Raw genomic sequence first — 17,333 nt, forward strand, 5'->3', positions numbered from 1 at the left:
AATGCGGCGGCTTTTTTTTGGGGCTCGCGAAAACGTCTACTGCCCGCAGACGAGCTTCAAAAACGCCTGCACCTGATGACCCGACTCATCGTAAGCGCGAGCGGTGCTCCAGTTGGCGATATCGCCGAAGCGAGCCGCGACCCCTTCCGGCGTCACGTCTGCATCCGGCAGCAGCACCGGTTCCGTTTCAACGATGGTCGCCGCTGCGAACGCACCGCCACCCGCCGCAATGATGGTCTTGGACGGCGCATCGTCGCTCGCGAGAAACAGCACGGCGGGCGTCACGCGCTCGGGCTGGATACGCTCCAACAGCGCTTGCGGCAGGATATCGGCCGTCATTCGGGTTGCGGCAACGGGGGCAATCGTGTTGATCCGGATGTTGCTCTTGCGGCCTTCCGTCGTCAGCGCGTTCATCAGGCCGATCACCGCCATCTTGGCCGCGCCGTAGTTCACTTGCCCGAAGTTGCCGTACATGCCCGACGACGATGTCGTCATCACGATACGTCCATAGCCCTGTTCGCGCATGATGTCCCACACCGCCTTCGAACAGTTGATCGAGCCCATCAGGTGCACGTCGAGCACCGCCGTGATATCGGCCATTTCCAGCTTGGCGAAGCTCTTGTCGCGCAGAATGCCGGCGTTGTTCACGAGAATGTCGACGCGCCCGAACTCCGCTACTGCACGCTTGACCATGCTCTGCACCTGCTCGTAATCGGCGACGTTCGCGCCGTCGGCGATGGCCGTGCCGCCCGCCTGCCGGATCTCCTCGACCACCGCGAGCGCAGCCGCCGACGAACCGCCCGTGCCGTCACGCGAGCCGCCAAAATCATTGACGACGACTTTCGCGCCCCGCCCGGCGAACGCTAACGCATGCGCGCGGCCAAGGCCCGCGCCCGCGCCTGTCACGATTGCGACCTTCCCGTCAAATCGAATACTCATGCTTGGATCTCCAGCCTCTTTGTTGTCGGTAAATAGAATCTCAGGGGAAGAGCCTTGTGATCGTTTCCGCGATGCAGGCCGGCCTGTTTGCGCCTTCGCATTCGACGGTCATCTCGATCTTGAGCTGCGCGCCGCCATTGGCGACAGCGCTCCACTCCATCAGCCGGAAATGCGCGCGCAGACGGCTGCCGACCGGCACAGGCGAAATGAACCGCACCTTGTCGAGCCCGTAGTTCAGCCCGCTCTTCGTTTCCTTGATCTGGAAGGCGGTAGCGAAGAACGCCGGCATCAGGCTCAACGTCAGGAAGCCGTGCGCGATCGTGCCGCCGAACGGCCCTTGCTTCGCGCGCTCCACGTCGACGTGGATCCATTGGTGATCGCCCGTCGCCTCGGCGAACTGATTGACGCGCGGCTGATCGATCGACAGCCAGTCGCTGGTGCCGATCGACTCGCCGACAAGCGGCTGCAAGTCGGCGATCTTGTCGAAAATCTTCATGCGTGGTTTTCCTTTTGAAGCAGTTCTTTTTGCAGGTGCGCCGCGCACGCCGCGTCATGCGCGTCGCTCGTGCCGAACAGCACCTCCGCCACGACTGCGCGCTTGTAGTAGTGCCCGACCTGGCATTCCTCCGTCATGCCCATGCCGCCGTGCAGCTGGATGGCCTGGGCGCACACGAAGCGCGCGGCACGACCGATGAGCGACTTCGCCTGCGACACGCAATGCTGCCGCGCCGCCTCGTCGTCGTTCTCGATCGACGCGAGCAACGCGTACAGCATCGAGCGTGCAACCTCCATTTCCGCGGCCATGTCCGCGATACGGTGTTGCAGCGCCTGGAAGCTGCCGATCGGCACGCCGAACTGCTTGCGCACTTTCAGGTAGTCGGCCGTCAGTTCGATCGCCTTTTCCATCCCGCCGACGAGTTCGGCACATAGCGCGGCCGTCGCTTGCGCCAGCCCGTGCCGCAACGCGGCCAGCCCCTCGCCGGGCTCGCCCAGCATGGCTTCGCGTGTCACCGGTACGCGCTCGAAGGTCAGTTCCGCGGCAAAGCTGCCGTCGTGCAGCGGCAGCACGCGGCGCGAAAGCCCGGGCGCATCGGCATGCACGAGGAACAGCGTGATGCCGTCCGCATCGGGTGTCAGCGCCGACACGATGAAGCTGTCCGCGTTTGCGCCGCCGATCACCAGTGTCTTCGTGCCGCTGAGCGCATAGCCGTTCGACGTGACCTGTGCGCGCAAGTCCACTGGCTCGGGAAAGCCGCGTGACTGCGCCTCGCTGTAGGCAAGCGCGAATTTGCGCGAGCCGTCGGCGAGTTGTGGTAGCCATCGTTCCCGCTGTGAAGGCGAGCCGGCCGCCAGCAGCGTTTGCGCCGCGAGCACCGCACAGCCGAGCCAGGGTTCCACCACCAGAGCGCGGCCGAACTCGTGGGCGATCAGCACCGAGTCGATCAGCGTGCCGCCGAGGCCGCCGCACGACTCAGGCAGCGCAGCGGCGAGCCACCCGTTCTCGGCGAACGTCTGCCAATGCTGCGCACTCGATGTCGAGCGCGCCTTGATGAGCGCCGTACGTGTATCGAAGCCATATTCCTTGTCGACGAAACGCCGCACGCTGTCCTGCAGCAATTGCTGCTCTGCGTTGAGATTGAAATTCATAATCGTCTTGTCGGCTCAGAGTTGAAACAGCATCTTCGCGATGATCCCCCGCTGAACCTCGCTCGTGCCGCCATAGATCGTCGATGCGCGACGGAAGAACATTTCGTTGGCGATGCCCCGGCCCACGCCCTGGAGCGGTAATGGTTCGCCGTCGCAGGGATCGTGCGGCTCCGGATAAGCAACAGCGCCGTAATCGCCGAGCGCCTCGACGAGGAATTCGCTGATGCGCTGCTGAAGCTCCGTGCCGCGCACCTTCAGGATCGAGCCCATCGCATGCGCCGCGTGGCTGTGATCCTGCTCGAGCGCCGCAACACGATGGACCAGCATCGTGACGGCGCTCACCTCCGCCTCCAGGCGGGCGAGCCGCTGCGCGAATCCCGGCTGTGCGATCAGCGGATCGCGGCCCATCCGTTGCGTCGTCGCCAGCTTGCGCAACTGGATCAGGTAGCGGCGCAGAATCGGCAGGTCCGCCGCGCTCGCGTGTTCGTTGTTGAGCAGAAACTTCGTGATCGCCCAGCCATCGCCTTCCGCACCGACGCGATTAGCGGCGGGCACCCGAACGTTGTCGAAGAACGTCTCGTTCAGGTGATGGCAGTCGTCGATGCTGCGGATCGGCCGCACCGTGATGCCCGGCGTCTTCATGTCGACCAGCAGGAAGCTGATGCCGGCCTGCTTCTTCACTTCCGTATTGGTGCGTACCAGCAGGAAGATCCAGTCCGATTCGTGCGCATAGCTGGTCCAGATCTTCTGGCCATTGACGACATAAAAATCGCCGTCGCGCTCGGCGCGCGTGCGCAGCGATGCGAGGTCCGATCCCGAGCCCGGCTCAGAGAAACCCTGACACCAGAGCCGGTCGCCATTCAGAATGGCCGGTACATGGGCCGCCTTTTGCTCGTCGGAAGCGAAAGCATTCAACACAGGACCAAGCAGCTTGTGCGCGAAGCCGTCTTGCGTCGGCGCGCCTGCCGCGACGCACTCCTCGTCGAACACGAGACGCTGCAACACGGTCCAGCCGGTTCCGCCGTCCTGTTTCGCCCAGTACGGCGCGCTCCAGCCTTTTCGGTTCAGAATCTTCTGCCAGCGCATGAGGTCCGGCCGCATCGAGCGCACGCTGCCCACCGGCTTGCCTGTCAGGTCGGCGGGGAGATTCTCGCGCAGGAACGCACGCACCTCCTCGCGGAAAACATCGAGTCCCGCGTCGGGTTGAAAGTCCATCGACACCTCCGTCAATTGCGGTACATCGTGACGACGCACGCACCGCCGATGCCGACATTGTGCTGCAACGCGATGCGCGCGCGATCGACCTGCCGCTCGCCGGCGCTGCCGCGCAATTGCTGAACCAGTTCCGTGCACTGCGCAAGCCCAGTTGCGCCGAGCGGATGCCCTTTCGACAGCAGCCCGCCGGACGGATTCACGACGTATCGCCCGCCATAGGTGTTGTCGCCGTCGTCGATGAATTTCGCGGCGCCGCCTTCCGGGCACAGGCCGAGCGCTTCATAGACGATCAGTTCGTTGTGCGCGAAGCAGTCGTGCAGCTCGACCACGTCCACGTCTTCGGCACCGATGCCCGCCTTTTCATAAACCTGACGCGCCGCGTTCCTCGACATGCTGAAACCGGCGACGTCGCGCAGGTCGTCGCCTTCGAGCGACTCGGGGCCGTCCGTCGTCAGCGCCTGCGCGGCAATCCAGACACGCGCATCGAGGCCGTGACGGCGCGCGTAGTCCTCGCTGCAAAGAACGGCCGCCGCCGCGCCGCAGGTCGGCGGGCAAGCCATCAGGCGCGTCATCACGCCGGGCCACATCACCTGATCGGCCATCACCTCTTCAGCCGACACGACCTTGCGGAACACCGCAAGCGGATTGTTGGCCGCGTGCCGGCTGGCCTTTGCGCGGATCTTCGCGAAACTTTCGAGCGGGGTGCCGAAGCGCTTCATGTGCTCCATGCCCGCTCCGCCGAAAATGCGCAACGCGGGCGCAACCTCGGACGGCACACCGAGTCGGCTGCATTGCTTGAGAAAGCGCTCAGAAGGTGACGGACGGTCGGTGAAGTGGTCGCCGAGCGCGCCGGGATTCATCTGCTCGAACCCCACCACGAGCGCAATGTCGAGCGCGCCCGCCTCGATTGCCTGACGGGCGAGATACAGCCCTGTCGAGCCCGTCGAGCAGTTGTTGTTGACGTTGATGATCGGCAGACCCGTCATGCCGACCTGATAAAGCTTGCGCTGCCCGGCCGTCGAGTCCCCATAGACGAAGCACGCATACGCTTGCTGGATATCCTGATAGTTGACGCGGGCATCGGCCAGCGCGAGTCGCGCGGCGTGCGCGCCCATCAGGTCATAGGTTTCGCTGGCGCCAGGCTTTTTGAATGGCACCATGCCCACCCCTGCGACGACGACTTTGCGCGCCATACGTTCTCCTTCTTCAGTTGTTTTGATCGCCGATTCAGACAAAAGCTGCAACATCTGTGAGCGCGCGCGAGATGATCAGTTGCTGGATCTCGGTCGTGCCATCCGGGATCGGGATAATGATCGCTTCCCGCAACAGACGCTCGACATTGAACTCCTTCGTAATGCCATTGCCGCCGTGCAACTGCACCGCGTCGCGGCACACCTTGACGGCCGCCTCCGTCGCAAACGCCTTCGCCATCGACGATTCCATGTCGCAACGCACACCGGCGTCGATCAGCCCGAACACGCGCTGACACATCAGACGCGACGCATCGACCATGATCGCCATATTGGCGATTTTCGCGGCAATCAACTGATGCGCAGCGAGCACCTTGCCGAACTGCTTGCGCTCCTTCGCGTATGCGATCGATTCCTCCAGCGCCGCGCGCATGATGCCGACGGACAGCGTGCCGACGTGCGCGCGTGCATTCTCGAACACCTTCATCGTATTGCGCAAACCATCGCCGTCCTCGCCGATCAGGTTGGCGGCGGGCACGCGTGCATCGGTGATGAAAATCTGCGCGGTCGACTGCGAACTGAGCGCGATCTTGTCGATATTACGAGACTCGTAGCCGTGCTCGTTGCGGTCGATGAGAATATGCGAAAGGCCCTTGTCCGTGCGCACCGTGCAGATCAACACATCGGAATAGACGCCGTTGGTGATCCACGTCTTCTCGCCATTGATGATGAAGTGATCGCCATCGCGCACGGCGCGCGTCTTCAGTTCGGCCACGTTGGAGCCGACGTCGGGCTCGCTGATTCCGATCGAGCCGAAAAGCTTGCCGGCGAGGACATGAGGCATGTACTTTTCGCGCAATTCGGGGCTGGCCTTGGTCAGCATCATCGCAAGACCCATGTTGAGCATCACGCACAGCGCGACGTCGCACGAACAGGCCACCAGTTCCTCGAACAACATGCCCTGCGTGGTGAACGTCCAGCCCATGCCGCCGTACTCGACGGGGATGGTGCAGCCCGGCAGGCCGAACTCGGCGATGCGCTGCGTCAATTCGCGCATCTTTTCCTTCGGAATGAAGCGGTCGCGATATTCCCTCGCCACGGGTTTGACTTCCGCCTGCAGGAACTTGCGAAAGCTTTCGACAGCCAGGTTCTGTTCTTCGGTGGGCATTTGATACGGCATGTTCTTTTCCTTTGATCCAATTGTTTTACGCGCGGCCGAAGATGCCGATATGGTCGATGCTTTCCTCGACCCCCCACAGGCCGCCGCCGTTGCCCTGAATGGCGAAGAGCGCGCCCTCCACCTGACGCGGGCCGCATTCGCCGCGCAGTTGCTGGACCAGTTCGAAGATTTGCCCGAGACCCGTCGCGCCGATCGGATGCCCCTTCGATTCGAGACCGCCCGAGGGGTTGATCGGCAGACGCCCGCCGAGCGCGCTCTCGCCTCGCTCAGCCATCACGCCGCTTTCGCCCGGCTTGCAAAGCCCCAGGTTTTCGCACAGCGCGATCTCGCCGATCGCCGATGCATCGTGCAGTTCGGCGACGTGGATATCCTCGGGGCCGATGCCGGCTTCCTCATACGCGAGCTTTGCGGCATGGACCGTGATGTGGTTTGCCAGATCGTCGCCGGCACGCTGCGATGCCGAGCGCACGACCGTCGCGAGCACGCGTATCGCGCGGCTGCGGTTGAAGCCGTAGCGCTTGAGCGCCGACTCCGTGCACAGAATCGCCGCAGCAGCGCCATCGGAAATCGGCGAGCACATCGGCAAGGTCAGCGGGTAGGTGATCGGCGGCGCCGCCATGATCTCTTCGACCGACATGGCCATGCGGTATTGCGAGCGCTCGTTATGCACCGAATGACCGTGATTCTTCGACGACACCGCCGCGAACTGCCGTTGCGTGATGCCATGCTTCGCCATCAACTGGCGTCCGATGCCCGCGTAGACATCCATGAACACGCTATACGGCTTGTCGGACGTCGTGCCCGGCGGCACGGCGACGCCCTTGCCCAACTCGACCATCTGCGCCGCGTTCGCTTCCGCTGTCTCGACATCCCACGCCGAATCGAACACGGAGAACATGCGCGGCTTGTCATGCGAGTACATCTTCTCGGCGCCCACGGCCAGCACCACGTCGGCCATGCCCGCGCGCAGCTGCGTGACGGCGAGATGGAACGCGCTGCTCGCCGACGCGCACGCGCTTTCGATGTTGTGAATCGGAATGCCGCCGAAGCCGAGCGGAAGCAGCGCGACCTGCCCGCGGATCATGTGCTGGCCCTGCATGTGGCCTTGCGTCGTGTTGCCGAAGTAAGCGGCTTCGACCCAGCTACGGTCGCAACCGGAATCCTTCAGCGCGTCTTCGACGGCCCATGCTGTCAACTGCTTGACCGACTTGTCGAGATGACGCCCGAACGGCGTCATGCCGACGCCCACGATGTAGATGTTTTCCATGTTTTTCACGTGATGTTGGTATAGGTGTCAGCAGCCTTTGAACTGAGGCTCGCGCTTTTCGGCAAACGCGCGCAGTCCTTCCTGGATGTCATATGAACGCTGGTGATTGCGCAACTCGAGCAACTCATGGCGCAGCGCATCGGCGGCTGACTTGTCGGCTGCTTCGTTCGCCACGCGTTTCATGCGCGCGAGCACGAGCGGGCTCTTCTTCGCGAGGCGCTCGGCAAGCGCCTGAGCACGCGGCTTCAGTTCGGCGTCGGCGAGCACTTCGTTGACGAGGCCGTAACCCTTCAATTCCGCGGCGCTCATTGCGTCGCCTGTGAACAGCAGATAGCGTGCGACGTTCGCGGGCACCTTGCGCGGCAGGATTGCAGCACCGCCCGCGCCAGGGAAAGCGCCGAAGTTCGAGTGCGCATCGCCGAGGCGAGCGGACTCGGCGGCCAGCACCAGGTCGGATGCAAGCACCACTTCGAGGCCGCCTGCCAGCGCGAGCCCGTTGACGGCTGCGATCACCGGCTTCGGAAAGGCGCGCAGCGTGTCGAAGAATTCGACGATCAGGTCGAGAAATTCACGCTTGTCGGGGTGCGGCGGTTCTGCCGCCTCGATCAAGTCCGCGCCCGCGCAGAACGCGCGGCCGTTGCCCGTCAGCACGACGACCCGCACGGCCTCGTCATGGCGCCATGCATTCAGTTGTGCGGTCAGGCCCGTCGCCATCTCGCGATTCAGACTGTTCATTGCAGATGGACGATCCATCGTCAGCCAAGCGACTGAATCCACCAAAGTTTTCGTATAGCTCATCGCCCCTCCCAATAATCACAACATTCATTCTTGACGTTACAGTTGTGATAAGTTAGGTTCAGTATCCCTATTTATCACCCCTCGTTCTGAGGGGGCGCGAATGCGGCGGACCGCGCGATCAAAAGGCGGGTCGGCGCATTGCATCGACTGTGTGAGCTCTTGACTACCCCTTTCACCAAACATCTGGTTTCGACCCGGTTCTCGCCGCCACGCATTGGCGCCAAGCACGTCGCGCGCGCCGAGCTGCTCGCGCAACTGCAACGCATGAACCAGTGCCGGCTCGCGCTCGTCACGGGCAGCGCCGGTTACGGCAAAACCACCTTGCTCGCGCAATGGCGTCAGGCCTGCCTGAAAGCAGGCGCGGAAGTGGCATGGCTGTCGCTTACGGCCGACGACAAGGGCTACATCGACTTCTGCTCCGCGCTCTTTGCGGCGATGCAGCGCGGCGGGATACCCGTCGAGATGGACCTGCCACTCGAAGAAGCGAGCGCGGCGGCCATGGATGCGTCGATCGCCGCCATCGTCGAGGCCGCCATCGATCTGCCGAAAGACGTGTACCTGATGATCGACGACTATCACCACGTCGAAGCGCCGCTCGCGCACAAGTTCATGCAGGCGCTGCTCGACCACGGACCGGGCAACCTGCATCTCGTGATCGCGTCGCGCGTCGCGCCGCCGCTGAGTCTGAGCCGGCTGCGGATGATGGACCAGGTCGCGGAACTGGACAGCGCCGCGCTGCCGTTCGATCTCGCGGAAACGCGCGCGTTCGTCGATGAGAATCTTGGATCCGGCAAGCTCAATGCTGACGAACTGACGCTGATCCACGAACTGACGGGCGGCTGGCCGTCGTGCATCCAGCTGATCGTCATCATGCTCAAGAACCGGCCCGAAACCCGGGCCGCGCTGCGCGACCTCGTCTGGCGTTCGAGCGACCTGCAGACCTATCTGAGCGAAGAGGTCATCGCGCACCTGCCTCTCGAACTGACCGAATTCGCCGAAGCGCTGTCGGTCTTCCGGCGCTTTTGCGCGCCGCTCGCCCAGTTCGTCACGCACAACGAAAATGCGGCCGATCTGCTCAAACGCATGGAGGTCGAGAATCTGCTCATCATCCGCGTCGATTCCGACGACCGGTTGAGCTGGTTCCGTTTCCATCCGCTCTTCGGCGAATTTCTCACGACGCGGCTGGCGCGCCGCGATCCTCCCGCCGTGCAGGAGCTTCATCGGCGCGCGAGCCGCTGGTTTGCCGATCATGGCCTGCTGGCGGAGGCGGTGCGGCATGCAAGCGCCGGCGAGGACGTCGATTTCGCCGCCTCCGTCATCGAGCGCGCGGCGCCCGCCACGTGGAATCTCGAGTACCTGAGCCCGACGCTTCATCTGCTCGAACGATTGCCGGAAGAGACACTGTTCAAGCATCAACGGCTGCTTTTCATCGCCTGCCTTGCCGTCGCATTGACCACGCGGCCCGCGAAAGCCCGCGCATGGCTCGCGCAACTGCAGACGAGCGCGCTGTCGGCGCATCCAGAGATTGCCCGCAGCGTGCCGTTGATCCATGCCGCGATCGCGTTCCAGGACGACGACACGCAACGCATGATCGACTTGCTGGAGCCGCATCGCGACGAGCCAGTCGAAAATCCTTTTTTGCAGTACATGCTGGTTGCTGAACTGAGCGCCGCATATGGTGCCGCGGGCCGCTATGCGGACGCGCGGCGCCTGTTCGAAACCCATCCGATTCCGCCTGCCGACGAAGACAACGACATGGCGCTCGTTGCACAGTCGACGCGCGCCACCGCGTTGCTGCTCGAAGGCAACATACGCGAAGCGGAGCGCGTAGGTTCGGCGTTGCTCACGCGCTCCCTACAGGCCGTCGGCCGGCATTCGATCAGCGCGAACATCTGCGCATGCGTGCTTGCCGACGCTTATTACGAACTCGACCGCATCGACGACGCGCGTGAAACGATCGCCAATCGCCCCGGACTCCTGCAGGCGTCGGGGCCCGACGTGCTGGTGCGCGCGTCGCGGTGTCGTGCGCGGCTCGACCTGCTGCAGGAAGGCGCGGACGTGGCGCTGTCGTTCGTGCAGCATCAATTGGCGCACCTGCGCAGCATGCGCCAGGTGCGCGCCGTCGCCCACATGCTGGCGGAGCAGGTTCGGATACTGCTGATCAAGGGCGATCGCACACGTGCGAGAGAATCGCTGGCGTCGGTCGAGGAGCTCGCGCGTGCCTACCCCGCCGAAACGGGCTGGAAGGCCGAGATTCCCGCCGTCGCGGCGCTCGCGAAGGCGCGCCTTCTGCGCGACGAAGATCCCGACGAAGCCTTGCGGGCGCTACAGGTCTCGCGCAACCATGCCGAAGCGTTCTGCCGCGGCAGGTTCGCGGCGCTGGTGGACCTGCAATCCGCCATCATCCATGCCGACCGCAAACGCACGGATGACGCGCACGTCTGCCTCGTGCGAGCCGTCGATGCAGCGCAGCGGTTTGGTATCGTGCGTACTTTCGTCGACGAAGGGGCGCCCGCCGGGAAGCTGATCGCCAGCATGGTGCGCGAGAAGAAATTCGAGGGCGCCACGCTGACGTATGCGATGGAACTGCTCGACAAGTTTCCCGACGCCACGGCCCACGATGGCTCCACTGGCGCGCGACGCGGACACGGCGATTCGAAGATGCAGCCCGTCCTGACACAGCGCGAAGTGGAAATACTCGCGCTCGTCGCCCAGGCGATGTCGAACAAGCGCATTGCGCTTGCACTCAACATCACGCTCGAGACGGTCAAGTGGAACCTGCGCAATATCTTTGCGAAGCTCGGCGTATCGAGCCGCTACGATGCGATGATCTGGGCGCGCAAGCGGGATCTGATCGAGTAGCGCATTGCGCTAGCTCACCGCATCGCGCCCTGTCGTCATTTTGCCGTGACTACGCCCGGCGGCGTCCATGCACGTTGCACGACGCCATCGTCGGGCCAGTAGTTGCGCAGCATCAGCGAGAATTGCGCACCCTTCGGCGCAGGCAACCAGTTGGCTTCCTTGTCCGCGCCCGGCGACTCGGCCTGCACGTAGAGCGTCAGCGAACCGTCGCTGCCGTATTTCATTCCCTTGTTTCTGGTGCCAAGCGAATAGCGATTCAGCGGATTCGGCACGAAGAAATGATGCTCGTCGTACAACGTGAGCGACCAGAATGCACGCGTCGGCGGCAGCTGTCCTTTTTCGAACGTGATCACGTAGGCGTTGTCGCCGCTCAATCGCGCGCCGGATGCGTCCAGGTCCTGGTAGTAGTACTTCGTTTCGTTCGGCGCGTTGACCATGATGTTCGATCTCGCCACGGCCGTGCGCGTGAAGTAGTCAGTGCCAAATCGCGCACCATTGTTGACGGTGGTCCAGTAGTACGGCAGCCGCACGCCCCAGTTGCGGAACTGAAGCAGCGGGTCGACCAGTTCCTTGTCCGCCTTCTCCGCTTCGTCGATCATCGCCTTCTTCAATGCGGGATCTTTACTTGCGGCGTCGATTACGGCCAGAGTCTGAGCGTAGCGCGCCTGCTCTCCCGGGTTCGGCGGCGCTTCGGCCAACACGGTCGGCAACTGGTCGAAAAACGTCGCGGGGCGCACCCAGCGTGATTCGCCGTCGCTCGCCCGCGACGGCTGCGGAAACTTGCGCAGCGTGCGCCAGTCATGCCGCTTCATCTTGCCGTCGTATTCGGTGAGCGGATAGACGTCGATGCTCGCGATCATCGACTGGATCGCCGCCTTGTCTTCCGGCGTGTCCTCCTGAAAGACGCGAGGTATGACCATTGCCGTCTCGGAACTGGCGCGGAACACCCCGGCAATGCCCTTCGGAATCTCGCCTTTCCAGTCCCGCCCCACGACCATGTAGAAGCCCGGCTTGGTGCCGTACATCGCACCGAGGCGGCCGAAACTGTCGGTCCGGATGTCCGTCAGCTGATAGACCCAAAGGCGCTTGCCGAAGTCCGGCACCTGGATCACGACCGGGCCCGCATCGAGCGACAGGATGCTCGCGCCGTACACGATATCCTGGCTCGGACACGCTACCCAGCGTTGGCCCGGTTCGATGTAATCGCTCAACATGGACAACCTGTTCAGCGGCGCAAACGGAATGACCCCGCCGAACAGACCCGGCTCGGGCGCCCGCTGAAATGCCAGACGCCGGTTGTAGAGGTTGACCATCGGCCACGCCCAGAACCAGGCGTCGCGCGCAACCAGCCGAGCGTATGCCTCTGTGATTCCGACCTCGGTATCAGGCCCCGGGGGCAAGGCGTGGACCTGCGCCGGCGCCATGCCTGTTGCCTGTGCGCACACAGCAGGCAAACCGATGGTGAATAGCGCCGCGAGACCGAGCGGCAACGAGACTTGAACGAGATTAGGGATGCGTCGCATGTTTTGCCTTTTATTTTGCATACCTGACTGTATTTGTCAGGACGATGTAATCCAATGAATCAATTCAATGCGTCGATGTGGCCGGGCTTCCAGTTCTGGTCGAGCCAGGCTCGGGCGGACCATATCGCACATAGCCACATCATCAGGAAGAAGCCTTTGCCGGACACGCTGCGATACCACGAAGCTCCGCGCATGATTTTTCGCAACTGAAGCAGGCAGGCCTGGAACATCACGCGACGGCACTCACGCCGCCATCCACCGCGAGGATCTGCCCCGTGATGTGCTTGCCCGCATCGCTCGCGAACAACAGCGCCGCGCCTTTCAGGTCCTCGTCGTCACCCAGGCGCCGCAGCGGCATACGTGCGCACATGTTCTCGACGCCCCACTCGTCCAGCGAAGCCTGAGTCATCTTCGACGGAAAGAAGCCGGGCGCAAGCGCGTTCACGGTGATCCCGTGCTCGCCCCATTCGGCTGCTAGCGTGCGCGTGAAGTTCACCACAGCGCCTTTGGACGTGTTGTAGGCAATCGTCTCCATCGTGCCCGGCACATTGCCCGCGAGCCCCGTGATCGATGCAACGTTGACGATGCGGCCATAGCGGCGCGGAATCATCGAGTGCTTGCCGATCCGCTGCGTCAACAAAAAGAGCCCGCGAATGTTCAGGTTCATCACCTTGTCCCAGGCCGCGACCGGGTAGTCTTCAGCCGGTGCGCCCCAAACCGCACCCGCGTTGTTCACGAGAATATCCACGTGCCCGAAGCGCGCAAGCGTCTCGTCCGCGAGACGTGCTATGTCTTCGTCGCGCGCGGCGTCGGCGGCGATCCAGTCCGCCTCGATCCCGTGCGCACGCAGATGCGCCTTCGCGGCATCCAGTTCGTCGCGTTTGCGCGCCGACAGCATCACGCGCGCACCCTGTTCGCCGAGCGCTTCGGCGATTTGCAAGCCCAGGCCGCGAGAGCCTCCCGTCACGAGGGCCGTTTTTCCATTCAGGTCGAAGAGCTTCTGTACGGTACGCATTGGTTGTTCAGCTCCTTTCAGTTGTATTCAGGAACGCGCCGGGCGCGCGTCAGAACCACGCGTCCTGCATGTCGAGCGTGGTCCTGTCCAGGCTCGCAAGCAAATCGAACTGGGCTGATACGCGCGGCAATTCCCAGCGGAAAAAATAGGCGGCGGCCGCCAGCTTGCCGCGATAGAACGCGTCGTCCGGGACAGCACCTGCGTCGAGCGCGCGCTGTGCGACGCGCGCCTGTTCGAGCCAGGTCCAGGCCATCACGACATGGCCGAACGCCTCCAGATAAACCGATGCATTGGCGAGCGTCAGAGCCGGGTCGGCCGTCGCCCGTAGCACGCGCGTCACGTGTGCGAGCCGGATCACCGCTTCATTCAACGACCTCGCGTAGTTCACGAGCTTGCCGTCGTTCGTCGCCGACGCACGCGCGATACTCGCCTGCATCCTGTCGATCAGAAGCGAGCATGCCGCGCCGTCTTTCATCGTCACCTTGCGGCCCAGCAGATCCAGCCCGTGGATGGCGTGTGCGCCTTCATGAATCGGATTGAGGCGGTTGTCGCGATAGAACTGCTCGACGTTGTACTCGCGGGTGTAGCCGTAGCCGCCATGCACCTGGATCGCGAGGCTGTTGCCTTCGAGGCACCATTGCGACGGCCAGCTCTTCGCGATCGGCGTCAGGATATCGAGCAGCAGCGTCAGGCGTTCATGAGCAGCGCGGTCGCCGTCCGCTTCGGCCGCGCGTTGTTCGTCGACGAGCTTCGCGCAATACAGATTGAGCGCCAGCGCGCCTTCCGCATAGCTCTTTTGCGCGAGCAGCATGCGGCGGATATCGGCATGCTCGACGAGCTTCACCTGAGGACTCGCCGGGTCCTTGCCGCCGGGACCAGCGAGGCGCCCCTGCGGACGGCTGCGCGCATAGTCGAGCGCGTGCAGATAGCCGGTGTAGCCGAGCGCGGCCGCGCCAAGCCCGACGCCGATGCGCGCCTCGTTCATCATGTGGAACATGCGCGCGAGTCCCTGCCCCGGTTCACCAACCAGATAGCCGATCGCGCCGGCACGGCCGCGCGGCCGGTACTTCGTGCCCTCGCCGAAATTCAGCAGGCAGTTGGTCGTGCCGCGGTATCCCATCTTGTGGTTCAGGCCGGCGAGCACCACGTCGTTGTGCTCGCCGCGCGAGCCGTCTTCGTTGACGAGGTACTTCGGCACGATGAACAGCGAAATCCCCTTGGTGCCTGGCGTGAGCTTGCCGTCTGGCCCAGGAATTTTTGCGAGCACGAGATGCACGATGTTCCCGGCTAGCTCATGCTCGCCGCCCGAGATCCACATCTTGTTGCCGCGCAGCCGGTATTGCTCGCCAAGCGGTGATTCGCCTTCGTACTCGGCTCGCGTGGCGATGTCCGACAGCGACGAGCCCGCCTGCGGCTCGGACAGGCACATCGTTCCAAAGAACCTGCCGTCCATTTCGGGACGCACGAATGCGTCGATCTGCGCGAGCGTGCCATGTGCGAGCAGCAGATTGGCGTTGCCGATGGTCAGAAACGCATACCCCGCCGTACCGATGTTCGCCCCCATGAAGTAGGCAAAGCCCGCCTTCTCGACCACCAGCGGCAATTGCATGCCGCCGAACTCGTAATCCTGCCCGGCCGCCATCAGGCCGGCAGCGCAGAACGCATCGAGTGCTGTCTTGACCTCGGGAATGATGTGAACCGTCTCCCCGTCGAAGTGCGGTTCGTGCTGATCGCTCTTTTTGTTGTGGGTCGCGAAGAGATCGGTCGCGATCTTCTCGCAGGTATCGAGCGCGGCATCGAAGGTTTCGCGCGAGTGATCCGCGTAACGGGGAACACTCGTCAGCGACTCGACCTCCAGCCATTCGTAAAGCAGAAAATTCAGGTCGCGCCGGGAGAGTATCTGGGACATGCCGGTCTCCCCTTCACAGCACGGCGAACAGCGACGTCGCGCTATCGCCGCCGCCGGTGCGCATCGGCGTGGCGATCCGCGTCGCACCACGCCATTTGCCTTCGATCAGCGCGTGACCGATGCGGCGCGCGCCTGGTTCAGCGAACGCATGGCCGGCTGCCGTCGCGCCGCTATTTTTGCGGGGCCGGGCGCGATGGCCGGGATTGTCATGCGCGATGACGGCCATGCCGTCACGGACCTGGTTCTGCGCAGTCATGCTTGTTCCTTTGATGTCTCGAATCGGGTGAGTTCGGAAAGCCCAGGCTGCGCCGTGATCGAAGCTCGCTGCGCGGCAAACGCGCTCCGTTCCCTTGCGCCTCATCCCGTGTTTTTATGCGTCGCACTTCGGCCGCACGCGCAAGCTGCGACGTTGGGCCAAAGTTAATCATCTTTGCGGGACGTCGCTTCCCCCTCGTTGTGAGGGGGATCATGCGAGGCGCACAAAATGGGGTGAGGCGTCGTACCGATGCGCCTCTCGCAAGCAACGCCGGCGCTCACGACTCTCACGATAAACACGCATGGCCACGTCGACATGCTGTTCAACGATGCGGGCGGCTTCGTCCGGGAAAGCACTTATAACGATTGAACATGCCTGAAGCGTGTGCTTCATGGCGCGCGCATCTTCATCCCGTTGATCCTTGAAGCGGCTGCGCGGGGGCACATCGTACGAAGCGCATATCGTTGACATGGCATCGATGGCAGCGTCACCGTCAACGCGCGTGCGATGGGGTGTACTACAACATATCGATAGATGCCGTCGAGTCACATGCCCCCTTCTTTCGAGGGGGCATGAGCGTCAGTTCGCTTTGTTACCCTCAATTTCCAATGAAAGCCGGGGGCGGCGCAATCGCGACGACCTGGCCAACCCTGTACGACAGGTCGGCGCTGCCGCCCGCTGCGCGTCGCCGCAGCCGCGCATAGAACAGATCAAGGGTCCGACGGCCTATGCCTGCGCGCGTGACGTGCGGCGGCTCGTTCCTGTGCAGCGAAACCTAATGCATCAGCTATCGCGTCAGTGCGCGACGAGGCACGGACCCGATGAATAGCATGTCGCATCCTGGCTTTCGTCTAGCAATCGACGAAAGCGTGTGGACTCGCGAGCAGCGCGTCTACGCCGCAAGCCGACAAGGAATCACCTGATTTTCACCGTTGTTCTCAAACCACCACTGGAGCGCATCTTGAATCTGATTCCCACACAAATCTCTGCCTTTCAAAAATCCGGCCTGAAAGGCCTGCTGACGCTGACGGAAAAAACGTTCGAAGGCATTGGAGGATTGGTCGAATTGAACTGGCAAGTGCTCAAGACTCATAATGCCGAGAACATGAACGCGGCAAGGCGAGCGCTTGAAGCTAACAGCATGCAGGAGTTCTTCTCCATTCCAACGCGCCTCGTTCAACCGAGCACTGCAAAGTCGGTGGCGTACGGCCGTCAGGTAAAGGAGATCGTGCTGCACACGCAAGCGGAGTTGTCTGGCGTCGCGAGGGCGCATCTGAAGGAGCGCTCACAAGACCTGAAGAAGCAGTTCGACCAGATCGCCGTCAGGGCCCGGACCACGCTGGGCTCCGCCGGCGGCCCCGTCAAATCCGTCGTCGATGCGACGGCGAATGCCTGCGATTCGATGCAAAGCGCCGCCATGCAGGTCATGGAGACGGCAGACAATCAACTGGACGCCGCATTGAAATCGGCGATTCGCGCAGCCGACTCGGCTGACTCCGCACAATCCGCCTGATTCCGTTGAAATACAAACG

At 63.1% G+C, this 17,333-nt stretch carries 15 protein-coding genes; 3 read left to right on the forward strand and 12 right to left on the reverse strand.

Annotation, left to right across the window (positions count from 1 at the left end; genetic code table 11):
• Positions 1-36 precede the first annotated feature (36 nt).
• Genes J8I87_RS17640 through J8I87_RS17675 form a run of 8 tightly spaced genes read right to left on the reverse strand, consistent with a single transcriptional unit; the run spans position 37 to position 8,236 of the window.
• Positions 37-939 carry an SDR family NAD(P)-dependent oxidoreductase gene (locus tag J8I87_RS17640; protein ID WP_209932928.1) on the reverse strand — a complete coding sequence of 301 codons (903 nt, stop codon included), beginning with the start codon at positions 937-939 and terminating at the stop codon, positions 37-39.
• A gap of 40 nt (positions 940-979) precedes the next feature.
• Positions 980-1,435: a MaoC family dehydratase gene (locus J8I87_RS17645; protein ID WP_209932930.1), complete on the reverse strand. Its 456-nt coding sequence runs from the start codon at positions 1,433-1,435 to the stop codon at positions 980-982.
• A complete protein-coding gene (locus tag J8I87_RS17650; RefSeq protein WP_209932931.1) occupies positions 1,432-2,586 on the reverse strand; it encodes an acyl-CoA dehydrogenase family protein in 1,155 nt (384 codons plus the stop codon). Before J8I87_RS17650 ends, J8I87_RS17645 begins: the two co-directional genes overlap by 4 nt.
• Positions 2,587-2,601: 15 nt before the next feature.
• Positions 2,602-3,801 carry an acyl-CoA dehydrogenase gene (locus J8I87_RS17655; protein ID WP_209932932.1) on the reverse strand — a complete coding sequence of 400 codons (1,200 nt, stop codon included), beginning with the start codon at positions 3,799-3,801 and terminating at the stop codon, positions 2,602-2,604.
• An 11-nt stretch (positions 3,802-3,812) separates the two neighbouring features.
• A complete protein-coding gene (locus J8I87_RS17660) occupies positions 3,813-4,994 on the reverse strand; it encodes a lipid-transfer protein (RefSeq protein ID WP_209932933.1) in 1,182 nt (393 codons plus the stop codon).
• Between the two features lie 34 nt (positions 4,995-5,028).
• Positions 5,029-6,171 carry an acyl-CoA dehydrogenase family protein gene (locus tag J8I87_RS17665; protein ID WP_209932935.1) on the reverse strand — a complete coding sequence of 381 codons (1,143 nt, stop codon included), beginning with the start codon at positions 6,169-6,171 and terminating at the stop codon, positions 5,029-5,031.
• A gap of 25 nt (positions 6,172-6,196) precedes the next feature.
• On the reverse strand, positions 6,197-7,438 hold the full coding sequence (locus tag J8I87_RS17670) for a thiolase family protein (RefSeq protein ID WP_209932937.1): 1,242 nt from the start codon (positions 7,436-7,438) through the stop codon (positions 6,197-6,199).
• Between the two features lie 27 nt (positions 7,439-7,465).
• Entirely contained in the window at positions 7,466-8,236 is a 771-nt protein-coding gene (locus tag J8I87_RS17675) for an enoyl-CoA hydratase/isomerase family protein (protein ID WP_209932939.1), read from the reverse strand.
• Between the two features lie 159 nt (positions 8,237-8,395).
• Between J8I87_RS17675 and J8I87_RS17680 the strand changes: the two genes are divergently transcribed.
• Complete coding sequence (locus J8I87_RS17680; RefSeq protein ID WP_209932940.1) at positions 8,396-11,098, forward strand: LuxR C-terminal-related transcriptional regulator; 2,703 nt, start codon at positions 8,396-8,398, stop codon at positions 11,096-11,098.
• Positions 11,099-11,133: 35 nt separating this feature from the next.
• Here J8I87_RS17680 and J8I87_RS17685 read toward each other — a convergent pair whose 3' ends face one another.
• The gene (locus tag J8I87_RS17685; RefSeq protein WP_209932942.1) at positions 11,134-12,621 is read right to left on the reverse strand and encodes a DUF1254 domain-containing protein; all 1,488 of its coding nucleotides are present in this window, start codon (positions 12,619-12,621) and stop codon (positions 11,134-11,136) included.
• Between the two features lie 54 nt (positions 12,622-12,675).
• Here J8I87_RS17685 and J8I87_RS17690 point away from each other — a divergent pair, with 54 nt between their 5' ends.
• Positions 12,676-12,831 (forward strand): hypothetical protein, encoded by a 156-nt coding sequence (locus tag J8I87_RS17690; protein WP_209932944.1) that lies wholly within the window; start codon positions 12,676-12,678, stop codon positions 12,829-12,831.
• Positions 12,832-12,850: 19 nt separating this feature from the next.
• Here J8I87_RS17690 and J8I87_RS17695 read toward each other — a convergent pair whose 3' ends face one another.
• From J8I87_RS17695 to J8I87_RS17705, 3 genes are read right to left on the reverse strand one after another with little or no spacing between them, the layout of a single operon-like run.
• Positions 12,851-13,636: an SDR family oxidoreductase gene (locus J8I87_RS17695; protein ID WP_209932946.1), complete on the reverse strand. Its 786-nt coding sequence runs from the start codon at positions 13,634-13,636 to the stop codon at positions 12,851-12,853.
• A 49-nt stretch (positions 13,637-13,685) separates the two neighbouring features.
• The gene (locus tag J8I87_RS17700; protein WP_209932948.1) at positions 13,686-15,545 is read right to left on the reverse strand and encodes an acyl-CoA dehydrogenase; all 1,860 of its coding nucleotides are present in this window, start codon (positions 15,543-15,545) and stop codon (positions 13,686-13,688) included.
• A gap of 13 nt (positions 15,546-15,558) precedes the next feature.
• Complete coding sequence (locus J8I87_RS17705; protein WP_209932949.1) at positions 15,559-15,801, reverse strand: hypothetical protein; 243 nt, start codon at positions 15,799-15,801, stop codon at positions 15,559-15,561.
• 961 nt (positions 15,802-16,762) lie between these two features.
• Between J8I87_RS17705 and phaP the strand changes: the two genes are divergently transcribed.
• On the forward strand, positions 16,763-17,314 hold the full coding sequence (gene phaP, locus J8I87_RS17710) for a TIGR01841 family phasin (RefSeq protein ID WP_209932950.1): 552 nt from the start codon (positions 16,763-16,765) through the stop codon (positions 17,312-17,314).
• Positions 17,315-17,333: the final 19 nt, after the last annotated feature.

It is taken from the genome of Paraburkholderia sp. LEh10 (assembly GCF_017814945.1).
GTDB lineage: Bacteria > Pseudomonadota > Gammaproteobacteria > Burkholderiales > Burkholderiaceae > Paraburkholderia.